Raw genomic sequence first — 19,671 nt, forward strand, 5'->3', positions numbered from 1 at the left:
CTGAGAGAGGATGCATCGGGCGCCTGGCACGGCCCCGATGGGCCGTGCCAGGCGCATTCAGGGATAAGTCACGCCCGAGAGTCGTTCCGACAGGCTCCACAACCTGGCAGCATCGGCGCGGCGCTCAGCCGTCTCTGGCGTTCTGGCAAAGCCAAGCGGTCCACGTTTTTCTTCGTCGCCGGTCGGCCCGTAATAGGCGCCGCCGGCAGCGTCCGGCGATGTCGCGGCGTACAACGTGGAGAGTGCCCCTTGCGCCGCCGAGTGATAGTCATCTCGGTCCTGTGCCCACGTGGCGCCAAATTGGCTATCGAGCCCTGGGCCTCGCTCCACCAATTCGGTCACAGCGACGCCTGGGTGCGCGGCGATACTCCTGATGCCCCAGCCAGACGCTTTGCTACGTCGCTGAAGTTCGAACGCCCACATCAGCATCGCCAGTTTTGATTGGGCGTAGGTTGCGTAAGGGTCGTAGCGCTGTTCGGCCTGTAGGTCGTCGAAGTTGAATTGGCCGCGGGCGGCAGCGATGCTCGACAGACTCACCACGCGGGCGTCATCGCTTTCACCCAACAGCGGCATGAGCAGACCGGTGAGCGCGAAGTGACCGAGATAGTTGGTTGCGAACTGCAGCTCGAAGCCATCGGCGGAAATGCCACGCTCGGGCGGGGCCATGATGGCTGCGTTGTTGATCAGCACATCGAGTCGCGGCAGGCGGGTTGTGAGGCGGGTCGCCAACTCGTGCACCGACGCCAGGTTGGCCAGATCCACGCGTTCGAACGTCACGTTCGCATCGGGTACCTGTTGGTGTATCCGATTGACCGCTTGCTGGCCTCGTTCCGTATTGCGCGCCGCAATGATGACCTGCGCACCGGCTCTGGAAAGGGCTAGGGCGTCCTCATAGCCCATCCCGCTGGTGCCTCCGGTAATCAGCACGATGCGGCCCTCCTGGGACGGCATATCCGTTGCGGTCCAGTCCGGGTCCGGCGAGACCCGGTCGGCGGCTTCAGCCGTGAAAGCGGCCGCCAGTGCCATTCCGGCGAGCAGGGCTCTCGTTATCTTTAACACTCCGTGGACGGGGTTGGCAGCGCCCCGGTCGGATGCGTGGAATATGGTCCACATGGCAGTTTCCTCCATCGTCGTTAAATGACCGCGACTCTGGTTGAGCGCGAGGTCGACGCGAGGAGTATTACGCTCGGGCTATGGCTTGATAATCCGGGTAAATGTGGACGGGTTGTACGCTGTCTCGTACAGTTTTTGGCACGGTCAAGAAGGTGATTCCGATGCGCCAGCCTAATCTGAGCGATGTGGCTCTGTTTGCCGCTGTGGTCGACGCAGGAGGTTTTAGGTCCGCGGCTCAGACGCGGGGAATGTCGGCGTCTTCGCTTAGCGACTGCATACGCCGCCTGGAGCGGGATCTGGGCGTGCGGTTGCTTAACCGCACCACGCGTAGCGTCACGCCAACCAGTGCGGGGACGCGGTTGCTCGAACGTCTACGCCCGGCGCTCGAAGAGATCAGAGCGGCGTTCAACGATCTGGATGATGAAGCCCAACGCCCGGTAGGCACGCTGAAGCTGAACGTGCCTGTACCGGTGGCGCGCTACCTTCTCCCTGACCTGTTGAGCCGCTTCATCACGCTTCATCCAGGCGTCAACGTTGAAGTGGTGATGGAGAACACGTTCATCGATGTCATCGGTGCCGGCTATGACGCGGGCGTGCGATACGAGGAAAGTCTCGCCAAAGACATGATTGCGGTGCCAATCGGGCCCAGAAGGCAGCGTTTCGTCGCAGCTGCTGCGCCAGCGTATTTGAAAGCGTGTGGTACGCCCGAGCACCCCGCACAGCTAACCGAACATCAGCTACTCGGTCACCGTTTCGAAAACGGCAAGGTGGGCATCTTCGAATTTGAGAAGGACGGCCGAATTCTGCGAGTTCCGCCGCGAGGCCAGCTTGTAACCTCTTCGCATGACCTCAAGACCAGCGCCGCCATCAACGGGCTAGGCATCATCTACACGTTCGAAGACTTTCTCCGCGAACCCCTGGCGGACGGCCGCCTGACTCCCATTCTCAAGGATTGGTGGCAGGCGTTTGACGGACCCTACCTCTACTACCATGGGCGCCGTCATATGCCATCGCCACTTCGAGCCTTCATCGACTTCATAAAGGCCGAAGCGATCCGAGCAACGTAATGGATGCCTGTGCTGAGCTCGCCTCGGCCCGCTAACCCGGCAGGCTTGGGTATGCCAGCGTCTGGCTAGTCTGTCCCCAGCGACTGGGGCCAAAGAGGGGATCAGACGAGCCGAAACGGCGGGCGCGCACGCGCAGCAACGGTGTGCGTTCACACGGCGTACCCCAGCACCCTCGGCAGCCACAGCGCAATTTCCGGAAATATCGCCACCAGTACCAGTGCGCTTCCCATCACCACCACAAACAGCATCGCCCAGCCAACCGTTTGTTCCAGGCGTATCTTGGCTACTTCAGCAGTGACCATGAGGTTGATGGCCACCGGCGGGGTGAACTGGCCGATGGCGATGTTCATCGCCAACAGGATGCCGAACCAGACCGGGTTCCAGCCGAAGTGCTGCATAACCGGAATGAGGATCGGCATGAGGATTAGATAAATGGAGATTGCGTCCAATAGCATGCCGGCCAGCAGCACGGCGATCATGACCAGAATCAACAGCACGGCGCTGTTGTCCGACAGGGAAATCAGCCATTCAGCCAGATGCCTGAACGTGCCGAGCATGGTTCCGGCCCAGGCGAATATCCCGGCCAGCGCGATGATCAGCATAACCACGCCGGAGATGACCGCAGCCTCACCGCAAAGACGCCACAGGTTGCGCCAATCAAGCTCACGGGTAATGAACAAGCCGACCACGACACCGTAGGTGACGCCGGCTACCGCCGCTTCGGTCGGTGTGAACAGGCCGCTACGCAGGCCGCCGAGGATCAGCACCGGTGCGAACAGTGCAGGTAAGGCCTGGCGAAAGCTTTCACCCAATGGGGGCCGCTCGGCGCCCTCCGGCTTCTCCCAGCCATAACGACGAGCCAGTAGCCAGGCCGGCAGCAGCAGGACCAACCCTGCAATGATTCCCGGAAACAGGCCGGCCGCGAATAGCGCCCGCAAATCAACGCCCGGTACGACAATGGAGTAGAGGATCAACGCGATGGACGGAGGGATAAGAATGGCGGTGGAGGCCGACGCTGCGATCAGCGTGGCCGAAAATGGCTTGGGGTAACCCGCGCGAGTCATGCTCGGCAACATGACCATCGCCACGGCGGCAGCGTCGGCGGGCCCCGATCCGCTCATGCCGCCCATGATCAGGCATACGAGAATGGCGACCATTGCCAGCCCACCGTGACGGGGGCCGATCAATGCCTGGGCGAATCGCACCAGACGCAATGCAACGCCGGATTTCTCGAACACCAAGCCGGTGAGGATGAACAGCGGAATGGCGATCAGCGGATACTTGGCGACGCCGTTATAAGTGTTGGTGCCAAGTGTCGCGAGCATGTCCGGTGAGAGCCCGGCGAGGATCCCGACGGCGCCAGACAATGCCAGCGAAAAAGCGACCGGCACGCCTATCAGAAGCAACAGCAAAAAGCTGGCGAGCATCCAGTAGTCAGGGCTCATCGGAAAGCCTCCCGCGCAGCCGGTCGAGCGTCATCTGAGTCAGGCGCACGACCATCGCCACCGCCAGCAAGGGCAGCCATACGACATACCACCAGTTCGGCAAGCCGAGCCCCGGGGATTCCGACTCCCACTGGTATTCTTCCAGGGCGAATTGCCCGCTATACCAGACCACGAGGCCTAGCACTGTCACGCTGGCAAGCCATTGCAGGATAATCAGTGGGGTGCGCAGGCGTGGGAAAAGGCGTTCGAACAAGCCAATTCGGATGTGCCGGTTGCTGCGCATTGCCACTGAGGCACCCGCAAAGGTCAGGATGACAAGCAAAAATACGGAGAGCTCTTCGGTAAAGGCGAAGGAAGCGTCAGTGAAATAGCGCACCACGACGTTGGCCAGGCTGATCAAGCTGATAATGACGAGCGCCAGTGTGGCCAGCACGCGCTCCAGGCGCGCGTCCTGTCGATTGTTCATGGGTTTCCTCAATCCCGACGGCGAAACGCCGCCGGGTAAAACGGTCTTTACTCAGTGATAGCTGCCCGTGCGGCGTCCACCAATTCGGCGCCAATTTTTGGCGTCCATTTTTCATGAACGCTACGGGTCGCCTCAACGAAGGCCTGATGTTCCTGTTCGGTCAGTTCGACGACTTCAACACCGCGCGAACGGATGTCTTCCAGACGCTTGGCTTCCCCGCTCCGCGAGAGCTCGATTTCCCATTTTCCCGCATCGATGGCCGCTTGGCGTAGCAGCTCACGGTCGGCTTCCGGCAGTTGCTTCCAGACACGCTGGTTGACGGCAAAAATCAGCGGGTCAGCCATGTAGTGCCAGAGCGTCAGATACTTCTGGCCGACCTGGTCGACCCGTGCAACGTCGAACACGGAAAGCGGATTTTCCTGGCCATCGACCGCGCCGGTCGTAAGCGCGGGCTTCGCGTCGGCCCAGCTCATCTGGGTTGGGTTTGCGCCAAGGGCGGTGAAGGTGTCCTGGAACAGCGGCGAGCCGACGACACGAATCTTCAGGCCAGCCAGGTCGGCAGGGGTTCGTACCGGCTTGGCTGAATTAGAGAGCTCACGGAAGCCGTTTTCGCCCCATGCGAGCGGGACGATGCCGCGCTTCTCAATTGCATCGAAAGCTCGTTCACCGGCCTCGCCTTGGGTAATGGCGTCGAGGTCGGCGCTGTCTGTCATCAGAAACGGCAGGGAAAACAGATTCAGCTCTGGCACCTGCGGTGACCAGTTGATGGTCGAGCCGACAGCCATGTCGATCAGCCCAGAGCGCATGGCGGAGAACTCTTTGGTTTGGTCACCGGCGACCAATTGCGCGTTGGGGTATACGCGGAGGGTGATTTCGCCTTTCGATCGCTCCTCGACCAGGTCAGCCCATTTCTGCGCGGCCTGGCCCCACGGAAAGGCATCGGAGAGCACGGTTGAGACGGAGTATTCGCGGGCAACGGCAGAGAAGCTGGCGGACAACGCCGCAGCGGCGGCCAGCGCGGTAAAGCAACGGGTCAGTTTCATGAGGCGTCCTTGTTCGGATCGGCTTTTGGTTTTTATCGGCGAACAGCCCGACGCTGGTTATCAGCGGAGGGCGACAACGATGACGGATTGGTCACCGGGACGCGCGGGTCGCGCGATGTCGACGCGGCAGGCTGCGGAAGGATAGTTGCAGCGAAGCAAATGAGTGCGTCATCCGCACCGACGTCTTATGGACGAGGGGCGCACCAACCGGATAATCGGTCGGTCGGGCAACTATCGCAGAAGGCGTCAGTGAGCGCTATTGCTGGACCATGCGCAGGAACCTTGGACGTCATGCGTCACGCAACAGATCGTGCGCATTGAGCAGGCTGTAGGCGATTAATGGGCGTTTCTCCAATGCCCGCCGAATCGCCGCGGGAATGGATTGGCGGGTCTTCCGACAGAGTCCGGGTAGCTCGGCTATCTCGATTCGAATGCCACGCATGCTCCGGACTTCGTTCGATCCGGGTGCCACTTGAAGCTGAATACCCAACTGCTGGTACATCCGCTGCTGCATATGTTGGAGATCAGCCAGGCTGGTCAGGTTTTCCAACCGCTCTATCAGACGATTCTCCTCATGGCGCGTCAGTCGCAGGACTCGAAGGTCGCCACCGGGATTGTCCAGCGCTCGTTCGCGTCCGCAAACGCAGGCAGCTGGCGGGCAGGGCTGGCGGATCGGGGCCGAAGTTGTCATGGCGAGATCTTGGCTAAGGTAGCTTTGCTGCTCAATGGGTGTTCGGCCCAGCTGCGCCAACTGATAGAAAGAAACGGCCGTTCTACGTAAGCCTCTTGATCAACGTCAGCTGATCTCAGCCTAGTTGAATTTCCCGTTGAGTCCTCCGGCGCTGAAGCGACCGGCTCCGAGCAGGAGTATGGCGATCGAGCCGAAGAGGAACATACCTTGAAGCTCAAGAGCCCAGCCACCCATTTGACCAAGTGAGAACAGCTCCTGCGTGTGCGCCAAGCCAAAAGCGGCGAGCATATTGCCGACCATGAGAAGGGCGCCTATGCGAGTGAACAATCCGATGATCACCAGAAGCGGTCCAACCACTTCGCCGAAATACACGCCGTACGCAAGAAAAGGCGGCAGTCCGAGGGACCCTAGCATCCCGATTATCCCGTCGATTCCATTCTGCAGTTTAGAGATTCCATGCAGAAGGATCAGCGCACCGACTGATACCCTCAGGACCAACTTTCCGATGTCGTCAGTCGCGGTCATTTCATTCTCCCGGCTCGAGGGCTCTGGCGTAAGCGCTCCACAACGATAGACCAGCGGTGCCGCTCCTGCTCGGCGTACGAACCGCGCCGTTATCGCTTAATCTCGCCTGCGTGGTACGCACTCTGTTCGCCGCCGACCATTCTCCCGCTGGGAATGATCGGGGCCCAACGGCTCTCAATGACGCTCTGAATAACGTCTGAAACTGCCATTGAGCTGGTTCTGATGCGCGGGGTGACTTCTGTGGTACGACCCACTAGAATGCTTGCCCATTCTGGGGCCGGAACGCCGGCTTATGTCTGTGCAACGAGGAAAATCCATGCAAGTTTCTGTTGAAAGCACCTCCGCTCTTGAGCGCCGCATGACCATTGGCGTGCCGGTCGAGCGCATCGAGACCGAAGTCAACAAGCGTCTGCAACAGACCGCCAGCCGTGCAAAGATCCCAGGTTTCCGTCCCGGTAAAGTGCCGATGAGCGTCATTCGTCAGCGTTACGAAGCTGCCGCACGCCAGGAAGCCTTGGGCGATCTGATCCAGTCGACCTTCTATGAGGCCGTTGTTGCCGAAAAGCTCAATCCAGCAGGTGCGCCGTCGGTTGAGCCGAAAGTGTTCGAGAAAGGAAAGGACCTGGAATACGTTGCAACGTTTGAAGTGTTCCCCGAATTCAAAGTAGCCGGCTTCGAAGGTATCGAAGTTGAGCGTCTGCAAGCCGAAGTGGGTGAAGCAGACGTCGACAACATGCTGGACATTCTCCGCAAGCAGAACACTCGCTACGAAAAAGCCGACCGTGCTGCCGAGGACGGCGATCAGCTGAACATCGATTTCGTCGGCAAGATTGACGGCGAAGCCTTCGCGGGCGGTTCGGCACAAGGTACACAGCTGGTCCTGGGCTCGGGTCGTATGATTCCCGGCTTCGAATCTGCACTGGTTGGTGCCAAGGCTGGCGAAGAGCGGGTTATCAATCCGACGTTCCCAGAGGATTATCAGAACCTCGATCTGGCCGGCAAGACTGCTGAATTCACCGTGACAGTGAACAGCGTTGAGGCTCCCCAGCTTCCCGAGCTGAACGAAGAATTTTTTGCGCAGTTCGGCGTTCAGGAAGGCGGTCTCGAAGGCTTCCGCGCCGAAGTCAAAAAGAACATGGAGCGCGAGCTGCGTCAGGCCATCAAGACCAAGGTCAAGAACCAGGTCATGGAAGGTCTGGTCAGCGCCAACCCGATCGAAGTGCCGAAAGCCCTGATCGACAACGAAGTGAACCGCTTGCGTGTCCAGGCTGTCCAGCAGTTCGGTGGCAACATTAAGCCTGATCAGCTGCCGGCGGAACTGTTCGAAGAGCAGGCCAAGCGCCGTGTCGTGCTGGGGCTGATTGTCGCCGAAGTGGTCAAGCAGTACGAGCTCAAGCCTGACGATGCGCGCGTTCGCGAGCTGATCGAAGAAATGGCTTCTGCTTACCAAGAGCCGGAACAGGTCGTGTCCTGGTACTACAAGAACGACGAGCAACTGAACGAAGTCCGCTCTGTTGTGCTCGAAGAACAAGTTGTAGATACTGTCCTGCAGCAGGCTAAAGTGACCGACAAATCGGTCTCCTACGAAGAAGCAGTGAAGCCTGCGGAAGCTCCGCAAGCTGCCTGAGTCTCTTCAACCGTTTATATGCATATTCATAAGCCAGCCTCGTGCTGGCTTATGTCTTTGCGGCATGACATAGGGAGTTTCGTTGGAAATGTCCGGCAATCCATTTATGCAAGCACCCGACATCCAGGCGGCTGGCGGCCTGGTGCCAATGGTTATCGAGCAGTCTGCTCGTGGCGAGCGCGCGTATGACATTTATTCCCGTCTCCTGAAAGAGCGGGTGATTTTCATGGTGGGTCAGGTCGAAGACTACATGGCCAATCTGATCGTCGCGCAAATGCTATTCCTCGAGGCGGAAAACCCCGAGAAGGATATTCACCTGTACATCAATTCACCAGGCGGCTCCGTTACCGCCGGCATGGCGATATACGACACCATGCAGTTCATCAAGGCCGATGTGTCCACTACCTGTATCGGTCAGGCCTGCAGCATGGGCGCGTTCTTGCTTGCGGGTGGGGCGAAGGGCAAGCGCTTCTGCCTTCCGAACGCCCGGGTGATGATTCATCAGCCTTTGGGTGGTTTCCAGGGGCAGGCGTCCGACATTGATATCCACGCGCGTGAGATTCTTTATATTCGTGAGCGGCTGAATCAGTTGTTGGCCCACCACACAGGCCAGGATCTTGAAACGATCGAGCGTGACACCAATCGAGACTACTTCATGAGCGCTTCGCGTGCGTTGGAGTATGGGGTTGTCGACGCTGTTCACGACAAACGGCAATTGCCCGTCTAAAGGTATCGTTAGCGGGCATCCGTCATGTGCGCTCCTTGTGCCCTTGAAAATGCCCGCATTTGCCTTCATCTTGTATTTCAAGCCTTCCCGATTGGATCGATCGAATGACTGACACCCGCAACGGCGAGGATTCCGGCAAGCTGCTTTATTGCTCTTTCTGCGGCAAAAGCCAGCACGAAGTACGCAAGTTGATTGCTGGGCCCTCGGTCTTTATCTGCGACGAGTGCGTCGACCTGTGCAATGACATCATCCGTGAGGAGGTGCAAGAAGCACAGGCCGAGAGCACCGCGCAAAAACTGCCTGCGCCAAAGGAGATCAGCGGCATTCTCGACCAATACGTCATTGGTCAGGAGCGTGCAAAGAAGATCCTGGCGGTAGCTGTTTATAACCATTACAAGCGACTCAACCAGCGCGACAAGAAAGAAGAAGTCGAACTGGGTAAGAGCAACATTCTATTGATCGGTCCGACCGGTTCGGGCAAGACGCTCCTCGCCGAGACGCTTGCACGGCTGCTGAATGTTCCGTTCACTATCGCTGACGCTACCACGCTCACTGAGGCTGGTTACGTGGGCGAGGATGTCGAAAATATCATCCAGAAGCTCCTTCAAAAATGCGATTACGATGTAGAGAAGGCCCAGATGGGCATCGTTTACATCGACGAAATCGATAAGATTTCTCGCAAGTCCGATAATCCGTCGATCACCCGTGACGTTTCGGGCGAGGGTGTGCAGCAGGCGCTGCTCAAGTTGGTCGAAGGCACGGTTGCATCAGTACCCCCTCAAGGCGGTCGTAAACACCCGCAGCAAGAATTCCTGCAGGTTGATACGCGGAATATTCTGTTCATCTGTGGCGGGGCGTTTGCGGGTCTCGAAAAGGTTATCCAGGGACGTTCAACTCAGGGTGGCATCGGTTTCAACGCCGAGGTTCGCAGTAAGGACCCGGGTAAGAAGATTGGAGAGTCGCTGCGCGCGGTTGAGCCTGATGATTTGGTGAAGTTTGGTTTGATCCCAGAATTCGTTGGGCGACTGCCTGTCATTGCAACCCTCGACGAGCTGGATGAGGCTGCGCTGATTCAGATTCTGACCGAGCCTAAAAATGCGTTGACCAAGCAGTATGCCAAGCTGTTCGAGCTCGAAGGTGTTGATCTTGAGTTCCGTACCGATGCGCTTAAGGCCGTTGCCAGCCGCGCATTGGAGCGCAAGACCGGGGCGCGGGGGCTGCGCTCGATTCTTGAAGGCGTTCTGTTGGACACGATGTATGAAATCCCTTCGCAGAAGGATGTAAGCAAGGTGGTCATCGACGAGAGTGTCATTGAGGGCACATCGCAGCCGCTGCTCATTTACGAGAATAGCGAGCCGCCCGCCAAGGCTGCGCCTGACGCGTAACAGAACAAGGGGCCTCCGGGCCCCTTTGCTTTTTACCGCATCCTTGTTTTTTGCCCTGTGTGCCCTCATCTTGATTGCCAGGGTGTTTCCCGTTCATTGCCGTATGGCCGTCGTAGAGCTGAATTTATGAAGACAACCATCGAATTGCCCCTTTTGCCGCTGCGCGACGTAGTGGTCTACCCGCACATGGTGATTCCGCTGTTCGTTGGCCGGGAAAAGTCCATCGAGGCGCTTGAATCTGCCATGGCTGGCGACAAGCAGATCCTGCTCTTGGCTCAAAGGAATCCAGCCGATGATGACCCCGCTGAAGAGGGGCTTTACCGGGTGGGTACCGTGGCCACCGTTCTGCAGCTGCTCAAATTGCCGGATGGCACCGTTAAGGTGCTTGTCGAGGGCGAACAGCGTGGCGTGATAGATCGGTTCTTCGACGTGGATGACCATTGCCGTGCCGAGGTGTCTTTGATTGATGAATCGGACATCGACGAGCGCGAAGCGGAAGTCTTCACCCGCAGTCTGCTGAGTCAGTTTGAACAATACGTTCAGCTCGGTAAGAAAGTACCTACCGAGGTGCTCTCATCGCTTGCGAGCATTGATGAACCAGCGCGCCTGGTCGATACCATGGCTGCGCATATGGCGCTCAAGATCGAGCAAAAGCAGGCAATTCTTGAGATCACCGATCTGCCTGCCAGAGTGGAGCATGTACTGGCACTGCTTGACGCCGAAATCGATCTTCTGCAAGTGGAGAAGCGCATTCGCGGCCGGGTCAAGAAGCAGATGGAGCGCAGCCAGCGAGAGTACTATCTGAACGAGCAGATGAAGGCTATTCAGAAGGAGCTCGGCGATATCGACGAGGGCCATAATGAAATCGATGATCTGAAGAAGCGCATTGAAAATGCTGGGCTGAGCAAGGACGCCTATACAAAGGCGACGGCTGAACTGAACAAGCTCAAGCAGATGTCGCCGATGTCAGCTGAAGCGACTGTGGTCAGGACCTACATCGATTGGTTGGTTAATGTGCCATGGAAAGCGGCTAGCAAGGTGCGTCTCGATCTGGCCAAGGCCGAGGAAGTGCTCGATACCGATCACTACGGTCTTGAGGAAGTTAAAGACCGGATTCTTGAATACCTCGCGGTTCAAAAACGAGTAAAGAAGCTCAAGGGGCCAGTGTTGTGCTTGGTCGGCCCGCCCGGGGTCGGCAAGACTTCGTTGGCCGAATCCATCGCGCGCTCGACTAACCGAAAGTTTGTCCGCATGGCGTTGGGCGGCGTGCGCGACGAGGCTGAGATACGTGGTCACCGCCGTACCTATATCGGGTCGATGCCGGGTCGGTTGATTCAGAAAATGAGCAAGGTGGGTGTCCGCAACCCGTTATTCTTGCTCGATGAGATCGACAAGATGGGTAACGACATGCGGGGCGATCCTGCTTCGGCGCTACTCGAGGTGCTTGATCCCGAGCAAAACCATAATTTCAACGACCATTACCTCGAGGTTGATTACGACCTGTCTGACGTAATGTTTCTTTGTACCGCTAACTCCATGAATATTCCGGCGCCCTTGCTGGACCGTATGGAGATCATCCGCCTTCCCGGCTACACCGAAGACGAGAAGATCAATATCGCGATTCGCTACCTCGTTCCGAAGCAGGTGCAGGCCAACGGACTGAAGAAGACCGAGCTCTTGTTTGAAGAAGACGCCATTCGGGACATTATTCGCTATTACACCCGGGAGGCGGGTGTCCGCAGTTTGGAACGTCAGGTGGCGAAGGTTTGCCGTAAGGTCGTCAAGGAGCATGCGGCAGAGAAAAGCTTCGAAGTGAAAATTTCCGCCGAGTCCCTTGAACACTACCTTGGCGTACGCAAGTTCCGATACGGATTGGCCGAGCAGCAAGATCAGGTCGGTCAGGTGACAGGCTTGGCTTGGACGCAAGTGGGCGGTGAGTTGCTGACTATTGAAGCCGCAGTAGTTCCAGGTAAGGGTCGATTGACCAAGACCGGTTCGTTGGGCGATGTGATGGGCGAATCGATTACGGCAGCACTAACAGTCGTACGCAGTCGAGCAAAAAGCCTGGGTATCGCTGTCGACTTCCACGAGAAACAGGACATTCATATCCATGTGCCAGAGGGTGCCACGCCCAAGGATGGACCGAGTGCCGGCGTCGGAATGTGCACCGCGCTGGTATCAGCGCTGACACAGATTCCCGTCCGTGCTGAAGTGGCGATGACTGGCGAGATCACCTTGCGTGGACAAGTGTTGGCAATCGGTGGTTTGAAAGAAAAATTGCTTGCTGCGCATCGTGGCGGTATCAAAACGGTGATCATCCCGGAAGAGAACCAGCGTGATCTGAAAGAGATTCCTGAGAATATTAAGCAGGACCTGCAGATTAAACCGGTGAAGTGGATTGACGAAGTCCTCCAAATTGCGCTGCAATACGCGCCGGAGCCCTTGCCCGATGCGGCTCCCGATATTGTTGCAAAGGACGACAAGCGCGAGTCTGATTCCAAGGAGCGAATTAGCACGCATTAGTCTGAAAGGCTTTGTTGACACATTTTCGGTGGCCTTGATATAAGCCGGCCCTCTGTGTTGCTGCTATTTTCGGCACCGCTTTGCTTAACACCAAAAATTAAAGATACGACTCAACAGAAATAAGGGGACTTAGAGTGAACAAGTCGGAACTGATCGATGCCATCGCTGCATCTGCTGATATCCCGAAAGCTGTTGCTGGCCGCGCGCTGGATGCAGTGATTGAATCTGTCACTGGCGCTCTGAAGGCTGGTGATTCCGTGGTGCTGGTTGGTTTCGGTACTTTCGCTGTCAAGGAACGCGCCGCTCGCACTGGCCGTAACCCGCAAACTGGCAAGCCGATCAACATTGCGGCTGCCAAGATCCCGGGCTTCAAAGCTGGCAAGGCTCTGAAAGACGCTGTCAACTAAGCGTTTTCGATCCGGCCAGATGTCGGCTTGCGCTGGCGCTGGCTTGGAGCGGTTATTCGAACAGGCGTCGCCTGTTGCGTTCGGGCTTGGGGGATAAGGCCCAACCGCTCCAAAAGCTCCGAGAAGGCGCATCCCTGGATGCGCCTTTCTTTTATCCGGATTCCACCCGCGCTGCGGTGACCATCCGCAGTTGACTCCTGGGGGACGCATGCTTCAGAACATCAGGGACAATTCACAAGGCTGGATTGCCAAAACCATTATCGGCATCATCGTGATGCTGCTGGCGCTGACTGGCTTCGATGCCATTTTCAATGCCGCCAGCAACAGCCGAAACGCCGCAGAGGTCAACGGTGAGGAAATCTCACTGGATGAACTCAATCAGGCGATGAACATGCAGCGTCGTCAGTTGGCGCAGCAGCTGGGTGGCGATTTTGATCCTTCGCTGCTGGATGACAAACTGGTACGTGAATCTTCACTGCGTGCGCTTATCGATCGAGCGTTGTTGTTGCAAGGGGCGCAAAACGCGGAGTTCGCTTTCTCTGAAAGCGCACTCGATCAGCTAATTTTGCAGACGCCGGAGTTCACTGTCGACGGTGCCTTCAACGCCGCGCGGTTTGATCAAGTTATTCAGCAGATGGGCTACACGCGTCTTCAATTCCGCGAGCTGCTCAAGCAAGAGATGCTGATTGGCCAGCTGCGAGCCGGTATATCCGGATCCGGTTTCGTCACGGATGAGCAGATTGAAGCCTTTGCTCGTCTGGAACAGCAAACGCGCGATTTCGCCACCATAACCCTGCCAGCCGATGCCGCTGCGGTTGAGGTTAGCGATGACGAGGCGCGTAAATACTATGAAGAGAACACTGGTCGCTTTCGGTCGCCGGAGCAGGTTGTTCTTGAATACGTCGAGCTGACCAAGGACTCGTTCTTCGATCAGGTTGAGGCGTCGGACGAGGAGGTGGAGCAGCTCTATCAACAGCGGATCGCTAATCTCGCGGAGCAGCGGCGCGCGGCGCATATCCTAGTGGAAGCGGATGGCTCCGGTGATGCCGATGCCAAGGCGAAGATTGAAGGCATCGCTAAGCGATTGACTGAAGGCGAGGACTTTGCAGCCTTAGCCAAGGAAATGTCTGAGGATCCGGGTTCGGCTAGTGAAGGCGGCGATCTTGGCTTTGCAGGTCCTGGTGTGTATGACCCGGCTTTTGAAGAGGCCCTATACGAGTTGAAGAAGGGCCAGGTATCAGCGCCTGTACGCTCCGATTTTGGCTGGCACCTTATCAAGTTGCTTGGCGTGCAGTCACCGGAAGTTCCGACATTGGAGAGCATGAAGCCAGAGCTGATCCGGGAGTTGAAAGCTGAGCAGGTCGAACAGCGCTTTGTCGAGGCAAGTAAACAATTGGAGGACACCGCATTCGAGTCGTCCGATCTTGTCCAACCAGCCCAAGAGTTAGGGCTTTCCGTTCAAACAACTGAAGCGTTTGGGCGCGAGGGTGGCGCGGACGGCATCGCAGCAAACAGGCAAGTTATCCAGGCGGCATTCAGCGACGAGGTGCTAATTGACGGCGCCAACAGTAGCGTGATCGAGCTCGACCCAGACACTGTGGTTGCGGTGCGTGTAAAAGAACATCTGCAACCGGAAGTGCTTCCTTTCGATGAGGTGAAAGATGACATCATTGCTCAGCTGAAGCGCAGTAAGGCAACAGAGCAGGCGCAAGAGGCTGGTGAGCAGTTGATCGCTTCGCTGCGTGAGGCTGGCGGTGAAACCGACCGGGAGTGGCAGGCAGTCGAAGCGGCTGCACGAAATCAAGAGGGCGTGGAGCCCGCTGTGCTTCAGCAGGTGTTCCGGATGGCGAAACCTCAGGCGAGTGAAGCGCCGACTTACGGAAGCGTGACTCTTCCTGGTGGTGATTTCGTTATTGTTCGTCTTACCGGCGTCAGCGAACCGAAAGCTGACCTGTCGGAGGAAGATAAGCAGAACTACCGGCGCTTCCTCGCTTCGCGCAGCGGGCAGCAGGATTTCGCGGCGTACCGTCAGATGCTGCAGGCTGACGCTGAGATCGAGACGTTCTGACTGAAGGCAGTCGGCAATAAAAAACCCGCATTCGATGCGGGTTTTTTATTGTTGTGGTGAGATCAGTCTTCGATAGCGCCCATCGCAGTGGTGTTGAATCCGCCGTCGACATAGAGGATCTCGCCACTGATGCCAGAAGCGAGGTCGGAGCAAAGGAACGCACCGGCGTTGCCAACTTCTTCGATCGTGACGTTGCGGCGCAGTGGAGTCTGCTTCTCGTTGGCCGCCAACATCTTGCGGAAGCTCTTGATGCCGGACGCTGCGAGCGTGCGGATGGGGCCCGCCGAGACGGCGTTGACTCGAGTGCCCTCTGGGCCTAGGCTGCCGGCGAGGTAACGAACGCCTGCCTCAAGACTCGCTTTGGCCATGCCCATCACATTGTAGTTGGGCATGGTGCGCTCGGCGCCCAGATAGGTAAGCGTGAGGATGCTGCCATTGCGGCCCTTCATCATCGGGCGCCCGGCTTTGGCGAGCGCAACCAAGCTGAACGCGCTGATGTCATGTGCGATTCGGAAACCTTCGCGGGTGGTGACGTCGGTAAAGTCTCCGTCAAGCTGATCGCCCGGAGCGAAGCCTACCGAGTGGACAATACCGTCCAATCCGTCCCACTTTTTGCCCAGCTCTTCGAACACTTTGACGATTTCGTCATCGCTTGCAACATCACACGGGAAGCACAGCTCCGGGCCCGAGCCCCAGCCGGCGGCGAACTCTTCGACACGACCCTTGAGTTTTTCGTTCTGATAGGTGAATGCCAGTTCAGCGCCCTCGCGGTGCATGGCCGCGGCGATGCCTGATGCAATAGACAGTTTGCTGGCAACGCCGACGATCAGTACGCGCTTACCGGTTAGAAAACCCATGTGCTTGTCCCTCTTCTGGTTGTTCATCAGTGGCTGGGGTCATAAATGCAGACTCCAGCAACTGCTTTGTATATTGATGTTGAGGGGCGGCAAAGATAGATCCGGCTACCCCCTGTTCTACGACCTTACCTTGCTTGACCACCATCATCTGGTGGCTCAGCGCCCGCACTACCGCCAGATCGTGGCTGATGAACAGGTACGTCAGGTTGTATTTGGCCTGTAGCGAGCGTAGTAGCTCAACCACTTGCCGTTGTACGGTTCGGTCCAGTGCCGAGGTTGGTTCATCAAGCAGGATTAAATCAGGCTTGAGTACCAATGCCCTAGCTATGGCAATCCGTTGCCGCTGTCCCCCGGAAAACTCATGGGGGTAGCGATGACGGCTTTCCGGGTCGAGCCCAACCTCGACCAGCGCATCGATAATCGCCTGCGCTTGTTCCGTGGCAGACCCCTTTGCATGAATGCTGAGCCCTTCTCCGACTATCTGGCCTACCGACATGCGAGGGCTCAGGCTGCCGAATGGGTCCTGAAACACCACCTGCATCTGCCGTCGAAGCGGGCGTACGGCACGCTGCGACATTTGTTCTAGTGCCTTTCCGTCAAAGCGGATCTCGCCATCGCTGGCAAGCAACCGAAGAATCGCCAACCCTAGCGTGGATTTTCCAGAGCCGCTTTCGCCGACGATGCCTAACGTTTGCCCCTTCGGAAGGCTGAAGCTGACACCATCAACCGCTTTGATGTGGTCGACGGTATGCCTAAACAGACCTTTCTTGATCGGAAACCAAACCCTCAAATCTTTCACTTCCAGTAGTGGCTCGGATGAACCCTCAACCGGCACCGGATCGCCGCTAGGCTCCGCTGCGAGCAGCTCCTGCGTGTAAGGATGTTGCGGCGAGCGAAACAACTGTTCGCAAGGTGCTTGTTCGACGACGCGTCCGCTCTGCATGACACATACGTGATGAGCAATACGGCGAACGAGATTGAGGTCATGGCTGATCAGCAGCAACGCCATGCCCAGGCGAGCCTGAAGCTCCTTGAGAAGCTCCAGTATTTTCAGCTGGACCGTTACGTCGAGTGCAGTGGTCGGTTCGTCAGCGATGAGCAGTTCGGGTTCGTTTGCCAACGCCATGGCAATCACCACGCGCTGTCGCTGACCACCGGACAGTTCATGGGGATAGGCCCGGATACGCTTGGCGGGTTCGGGAATACCAACCAATTCGAGAAGCTCAAGGGTGCGTGCGGTGGCGGCCTTCCCGTTAAGCCCTTTGTGTATTTCCAGCACTTCGTTGATCTGTTTACCGATGGTATGCAGCGGGTTGAGCGATGTCATCGGTTCTTGAAAAACCATCGCGATACGGTTGCCGCGTATGCCACGCATGCGTTTTTCGGTTGCCTTGAGGAGGTCTTCACCCGCGTAATGAATGGTACCGGCCGGGTGTTGCGCGAGCGGATAGGGCAGCAAGCGCAGGATCGAATGGGCCGTGACGGATTTACCTGACCCGCTTTCGCCAACCAGCGCCAGCGTTTCGCCCTTACGGATATCAAAACTCACCGCTTCAACGACCCGCTGATGTTGACTGCCGGTGACGAACTCAACAGCGAGGTCGCGTACCTCTATTAGGTTTTCAGCCATGCTATTTCCTTGGGTCGAAGGCGTCGCGGGCAGCCTCACCGATGAACACCAGCAGAGTCAGCATGACGGCGAGGACCATGAATGCGCTGATACCCAGCCATGGCGCCTGAAGGTTGGCCTTACCTTGCGCTACCAGCTCACCCAGCGACGGAGCGCCCGGAGGCAAGCCGAAGCCAAGGAAGTCCAACGCAGTCAGCGTGCCGATTGCGCCTGTCAGGATGAATGGCATGAAGGTCATGGTCGATACCATGGCGTTGGGCAGGATGTGGCGGAACATAATGGCACCGTTACGCATGCCCAGCGCCCGAGCTGCTCGGACGTACTCTAGGTTGCGTCCTCGGAGGAATTCGGCGCGGACCACATCGACCAGGCTCATCCAGGAGAACAGCAGCATGATGCCGAGGAGCCACCAGAAGTTCGGCTGCACGAAGCTGGCAAGAATGATGAGAAGGTAGAGCACCGGTAGGCCTGACCAGATCTCCAGCACACGCTGCCCTACGAGGTCGACCCAGCCTCCATAGAATCCTTGCAACGCACCGGCGATGACACCGATGACCGAGCTGATGAGCGTCAAGGTCAGCGCAAACAAAACCGAAATACGAAAGCCGTAGATGATGCGGGCAAATACGTCGCGACCCTGATCATCGGTGCCAAGCCAGTTGTCCCAAGAGGGGGGGGCGGGAGCCGGAACCTGAAGATCGTAATTGATGCTGGAATGATGAAACGGAATCGGCGGCCAGATCATCCAGCCGTCTTTCTTTTCGATCAGCTCCTGGATGTAGGGCCCCTTGTAATTGGCTTGCAGTGGAAACTCACCGCCGAACACCGTTTCAGGGTACCGCTTCAATACTGGGAAGTACCAGCCGCCATCGAAACGAACAACGATCGGCTTGTCGTTGGCAATCAGCTCGGCGCCTAGGCTCAGAATGAACAGCGTCAGGAATATCCAAAGTGACCACCAGCCGCGCTTATGAGCTTTGAACAGGGCGAAGCGACGCTGATTCAGCGGTGACAGCGTCATCTCAAGCCTCCCTGCTTTCAAAATCGATACGTGGGTCCACGAGTGTGTACGTCAGATCACCAATCAGCTTGACGACCAGGCCGAGCAGGGTGAACAGGAAGAGGGTGCCGAACACGACCGGATAGTCCCGATTGATGGCCGCTTCAAAACTGAGCAACCCCAGCCCATCGAGCGAGAAGATCACTTCGATCAGCAGCGAGCCGGTGAAGAACATGCCGATGAACGCCGACGGGAAGCCCGCAATGATGATAAGCATCGCGTTGCGGAAGACGTGGCCATACAGCACACGATTTTTGCTCAGGCCTTTTGCCCGTGCTGTGATCACGTACTGTTTGTTGATCTCGTCAAGGAAGCTATTTTTTGTCAGCAAGGTCAGTGTTGCAAAATTCCCGATCACCAGCGCGGTGACCGGCAGCGCCAAATGCCAGAAATAGTCGATGATCTTGCCGGTCAGTGTCAGCTCGTCAAAGTTGCCGGAGGTCAGTCCCCTCAGCGGAAACCAGTTCCAGTAGCTGCCACCCGCGAACAACACGATTAGAAGGATGGCGAATAGAAACGCCGGAATTGCGTAACCGACGATGATCGCGGAACTGGTCCAGACGTCGAAAGGGGTGCCGTGCCGGGTGGCTTTGGCAATGCCCAGTGGTATCGAGGCCAGATACATGATTAGCGTGCTCCACAGCCCCAACGAGATCGACACCGGCATCTTTTCGATGATCAGTTCGGTCACGGTGGCGTCACGGAAGAAGCTTTCCCCGAAGTCCAGACGCAAGTAGTTGCTCAGCATGATCCAGAACCGCTCCGGTGCTGGCTTATCGAAGCCGTACAGGCGCTCGATCTCTGCGATCAGGTCCGGATCCAGGCCTTGTGCGCCCCGATAGCTGTTACTGCCAGTGGCCACTTCGGAGCCACCTCCGGCGATGCGACTTGTCGCCCCTTCGAAACCTTCAAGCTTCGCGATTGCTTGCTCAACCGGGCCGCCTGGTGCCGCCTGAATGATGATGAAGTTGATCAGCAAGATGCCAAACAGCGTCGGAATGATCAGCAGCAGTCGCCGGAAAACATACGCGAGCATG

17 protein-coding genes are annotated in these 19,671 nt (G+C 57.5%); 7 read left to right on the forward strand and 10 right to left on the reverse strand.

Going from position 1 to position 19,671, the window contains the following annotated elements:
* Window positions 1-57: 57 nt before the first annotated feature.
* On the reverse strand, window positions 58-1,026 hold the full coding sequence (locus K4O48_RS09385) for an oxidoreductase (protein ID WP_404441588.1): 969 nt from the start codon (window positions 1,024-1,026) through the stop codon (window positions 58-60).
* Between the two features lie 248 nt (window positions 1,027-1,274).
* Between K4O48_RS09385 and K4O48_RS09390 the strand changes: the two genes are divergently transcribed.
* Window positions 1,275-2,180, forward strand: a complete 906-nt coding sequence (locus K4O48_RS09390; RefSeq protein ID WP_222911738.1) for a LysR family transcriptional regulator — start codon at window positions 1,275-1,277, stop codon at window positions 2,178-2,180.
* Between the two features lie 149 nt (window positions 2,181-2,329).
* On the opposite strand, the gene K4O48_RS09395 is transcribed toward K4O48_RS09390, so the two are convergent.
* The 5 genes from K4O48_RS09395 to K4O48_RS09415 form a co-directional block, all read right to left on the reverse strand.
* Window positions 2,330-3,625: a TRAP transporter large permease gene (locus K4O48_RS09395; RefSeq protein WP_222911739.1), complete on the reverse strand. Its 1,296-nt coding sequence runs from the start codon at window positions 3,623-3,625 to the stop codon at window positions 2,330-2,332.
* Window positions 3,615-4,091 carry a TRAP transporter small permease gene (locus K4O48_RS09400; protein WP_222911740.1) on the reverse strand — a complete coding sequence of 159 codons (477 nt, stop codon included), beginning with the start codon at window positions 4,089-4,091 and terminating at the stop codon, window positions 3,615-3,617. The genes K4O48_RS09395 and K4O48_RS09400 overlap by 11 nt, the downstream gene beginning before the upstream one ends.
* 47 nt (window positions 4,092-4,138) lie before the next feature.
* Window positions 4,139-5,134: a DctP family TRAP transporter solute-binding subunit gene (locus K4O48_RS09405; protein ID WP_222911741.1), complete on the reverse strand. Its 996-nt coding sequence runs from the start codon at window positions 5,132-5,134 to the stop codon at window positions 4,139-4,141.
* Window positions 5,135-5,423: 289 nt separating this feature from the next.
* Complete coding sequence (locus K4O48_RS09410; protein ID WP_222911742.1) at window positions 5,424-5,825, reverse strand: hypothetical protein; 402 nt, start codon at window positions 5,823-5,825, stop codon at window positions 5,424-5,426.
* A 120-nt stretch (window positions 5,826-5,945) separates the two neighbouring features.
* A complete protein-coding gene (locus tag K4O48_RS09415) occupies window positions 5,946-6,350 on the reverse strand; it encodes a DoxX family protein (protein ID WP_222911743.1) in 405 nt (134 codons plus the stop codon).
* 316 nt (window positions 6,351-6,666) lie between these two features.
* On the opposite strand from K4O48_RS09415, the gene tig reads away from it, so the two are divergent.
* From tig to K4O48_RS09445, 6 genes are all read left to right on the forward strand, one after another.
* The gene (gene tig / locus K4O48_RS09420; RefSeq protein ID WP_222911744.1) at window positions 6,667-7,977 is read left to right on the forward strand and encodes a trigger factor; all 1,311 of its coding nucleotides are present in this window, start codon (window positions 6,667-6,669) and stop codon (window positions 7,975-7,977) included.
* A gap of 88 nt (window positions 7,978-8,065) precedes the next feature.
* Window positions 8,066-8,704, forward strand: coding sequence for an ATP-dependent Clp endopeptidase proteolytic subunit ClpP (gene clpP, locus K4O48_RS09425; RefSeq protein ID WP_222911745.1), 639 nt, complete (start codon window positions 8,066-8,068; stop codon window positions 8,702-8,704).
* A gap of 104 nt (window positions 8,705-8,808) precedes the next feature.
* Window positions 8,809-10,089: an ATP-dependent Clp protease ATP-binding subunit ClpX gene (gene clpX / locus K4O48_RS09430; RefSeq protein WP_222911746.1), complete on the forward strand. Its 1,281-nt coding sequence runs from the start codon at window positions 8,809-8,811 to the stop codon at window positions 10,087-10,089.
* 126 nt (window positions 10,090-10,215) lie between these two features.
* Window positions 10,216-12,612 (forward strand): endopeptidase La, encoded by a 2,397-nt coding sequence (gene lon / locus K4O48_RS09435; RefSeq protein ID WP_222911747.1) that lies wholly within the window; start codon window positions 10,216-10,218, stop codon window positions 12,610-12,612.
* Between the two features lie 134 nt (window positions 12,613-12,746).
* Window positions 12,747-13,019, forward strand: coding sequence for a nucleoid-associated protein HU-beta (gene hupB, locus K4O48_RS09440; RefSeq protein ID WP_003282502.1), 273 nt, complete (start codon window positions 12,747-12,749; stop codon window positions 13,017-13,019).
* A 208-nt stretch (window positions 13,020-13,227) separates the two neighbouring features.
* Window positions 13,228-15,087 carry a SurA N-terminal domain-containing protein gene (locus K4O48_RS09445; RefSeq protein WP_222911748.1) on the forward strand — a complete coding sequence of 620 codons (1,860 nt, stop codon included), beginning with the start codon at window positions 13,228-13,230 and terminating at the stop codon, window positions 15,085-15,087.
* Window positions 15,088-15,149: 62 nt separating this feature from the next.
* Here the strand turns inward: K4O48_RS09445 and fabI are convergent, their stop codons facing one another.
* The 4 genes from fabI to K4O48_RS09465 are packed head-to-tail and all read right to left on the reverse strand — an operon-like array spanning window position 15,150 to window position 19,670.
* Entirely contained in the window at window positions 15,150-15,944 is a 795-nt protein-coding gene (gene fabI / locus K4O48_RS09450; RefSeq protein WP_222911749.1) for an enoyl-ACP reductase FabI, read from the reverse strand.
* The gene (locus K4O48_RS09455) at window positions 15,925-17,574 is read right to left on the reverse strand and encodes an ABC transporter ATP-binding protein (RefSeq protein ID WP_222911750.1); all 1,650 of its coding nucleotides are present in this window, start codon (window positions 17,572-17,574) and stop codon (window positions 15,925-15,927) included. Before K4O48_RS09455 ends, fabI begins: the two co-directional genes overlap by 20 nt.
* 1 nt (window position 17,575) lies before the next feature.
* Window positions 17,576-18,595, reverse strand: a complete 1,020-nt coding sequence (locus K4O48_RS09460) for an ABC transporter permease (RefSeq protein ID WP_222911751.1) — start codon at window positions 18,593-18,595, stop codon at window positions 17,576-17,578.
* 1 nt (window position 18,596) lies between these two features.
* The gene (locus K4O48_RS09465) at window positions 18,597-19,670 is read right to left on the reverse strand and encodes a microcin C ABC transporter permease YejB (RefSeq protein WP_222911752.1); all 1,074 of its coding nucleotides are present in this window, start codon (window positions 19,668-19,670) and stop codon (window positions 18,597-18,599) included.
* Between the last annotated feature and the right edge of the window lies 1 nt (window position 19,671).

This window comes from Pseudomonas sp. DNDY-54 (assembly GCF_019880365.1).
GTDB classification, from domain to species: domain Bacteria; phylum Pseudomonadota; class Gammaproteobacteria; order Pseudomonadales; family Pseudomonadaceae; genus Stutzerimonas; species Stutzerimonas stutzeri_P.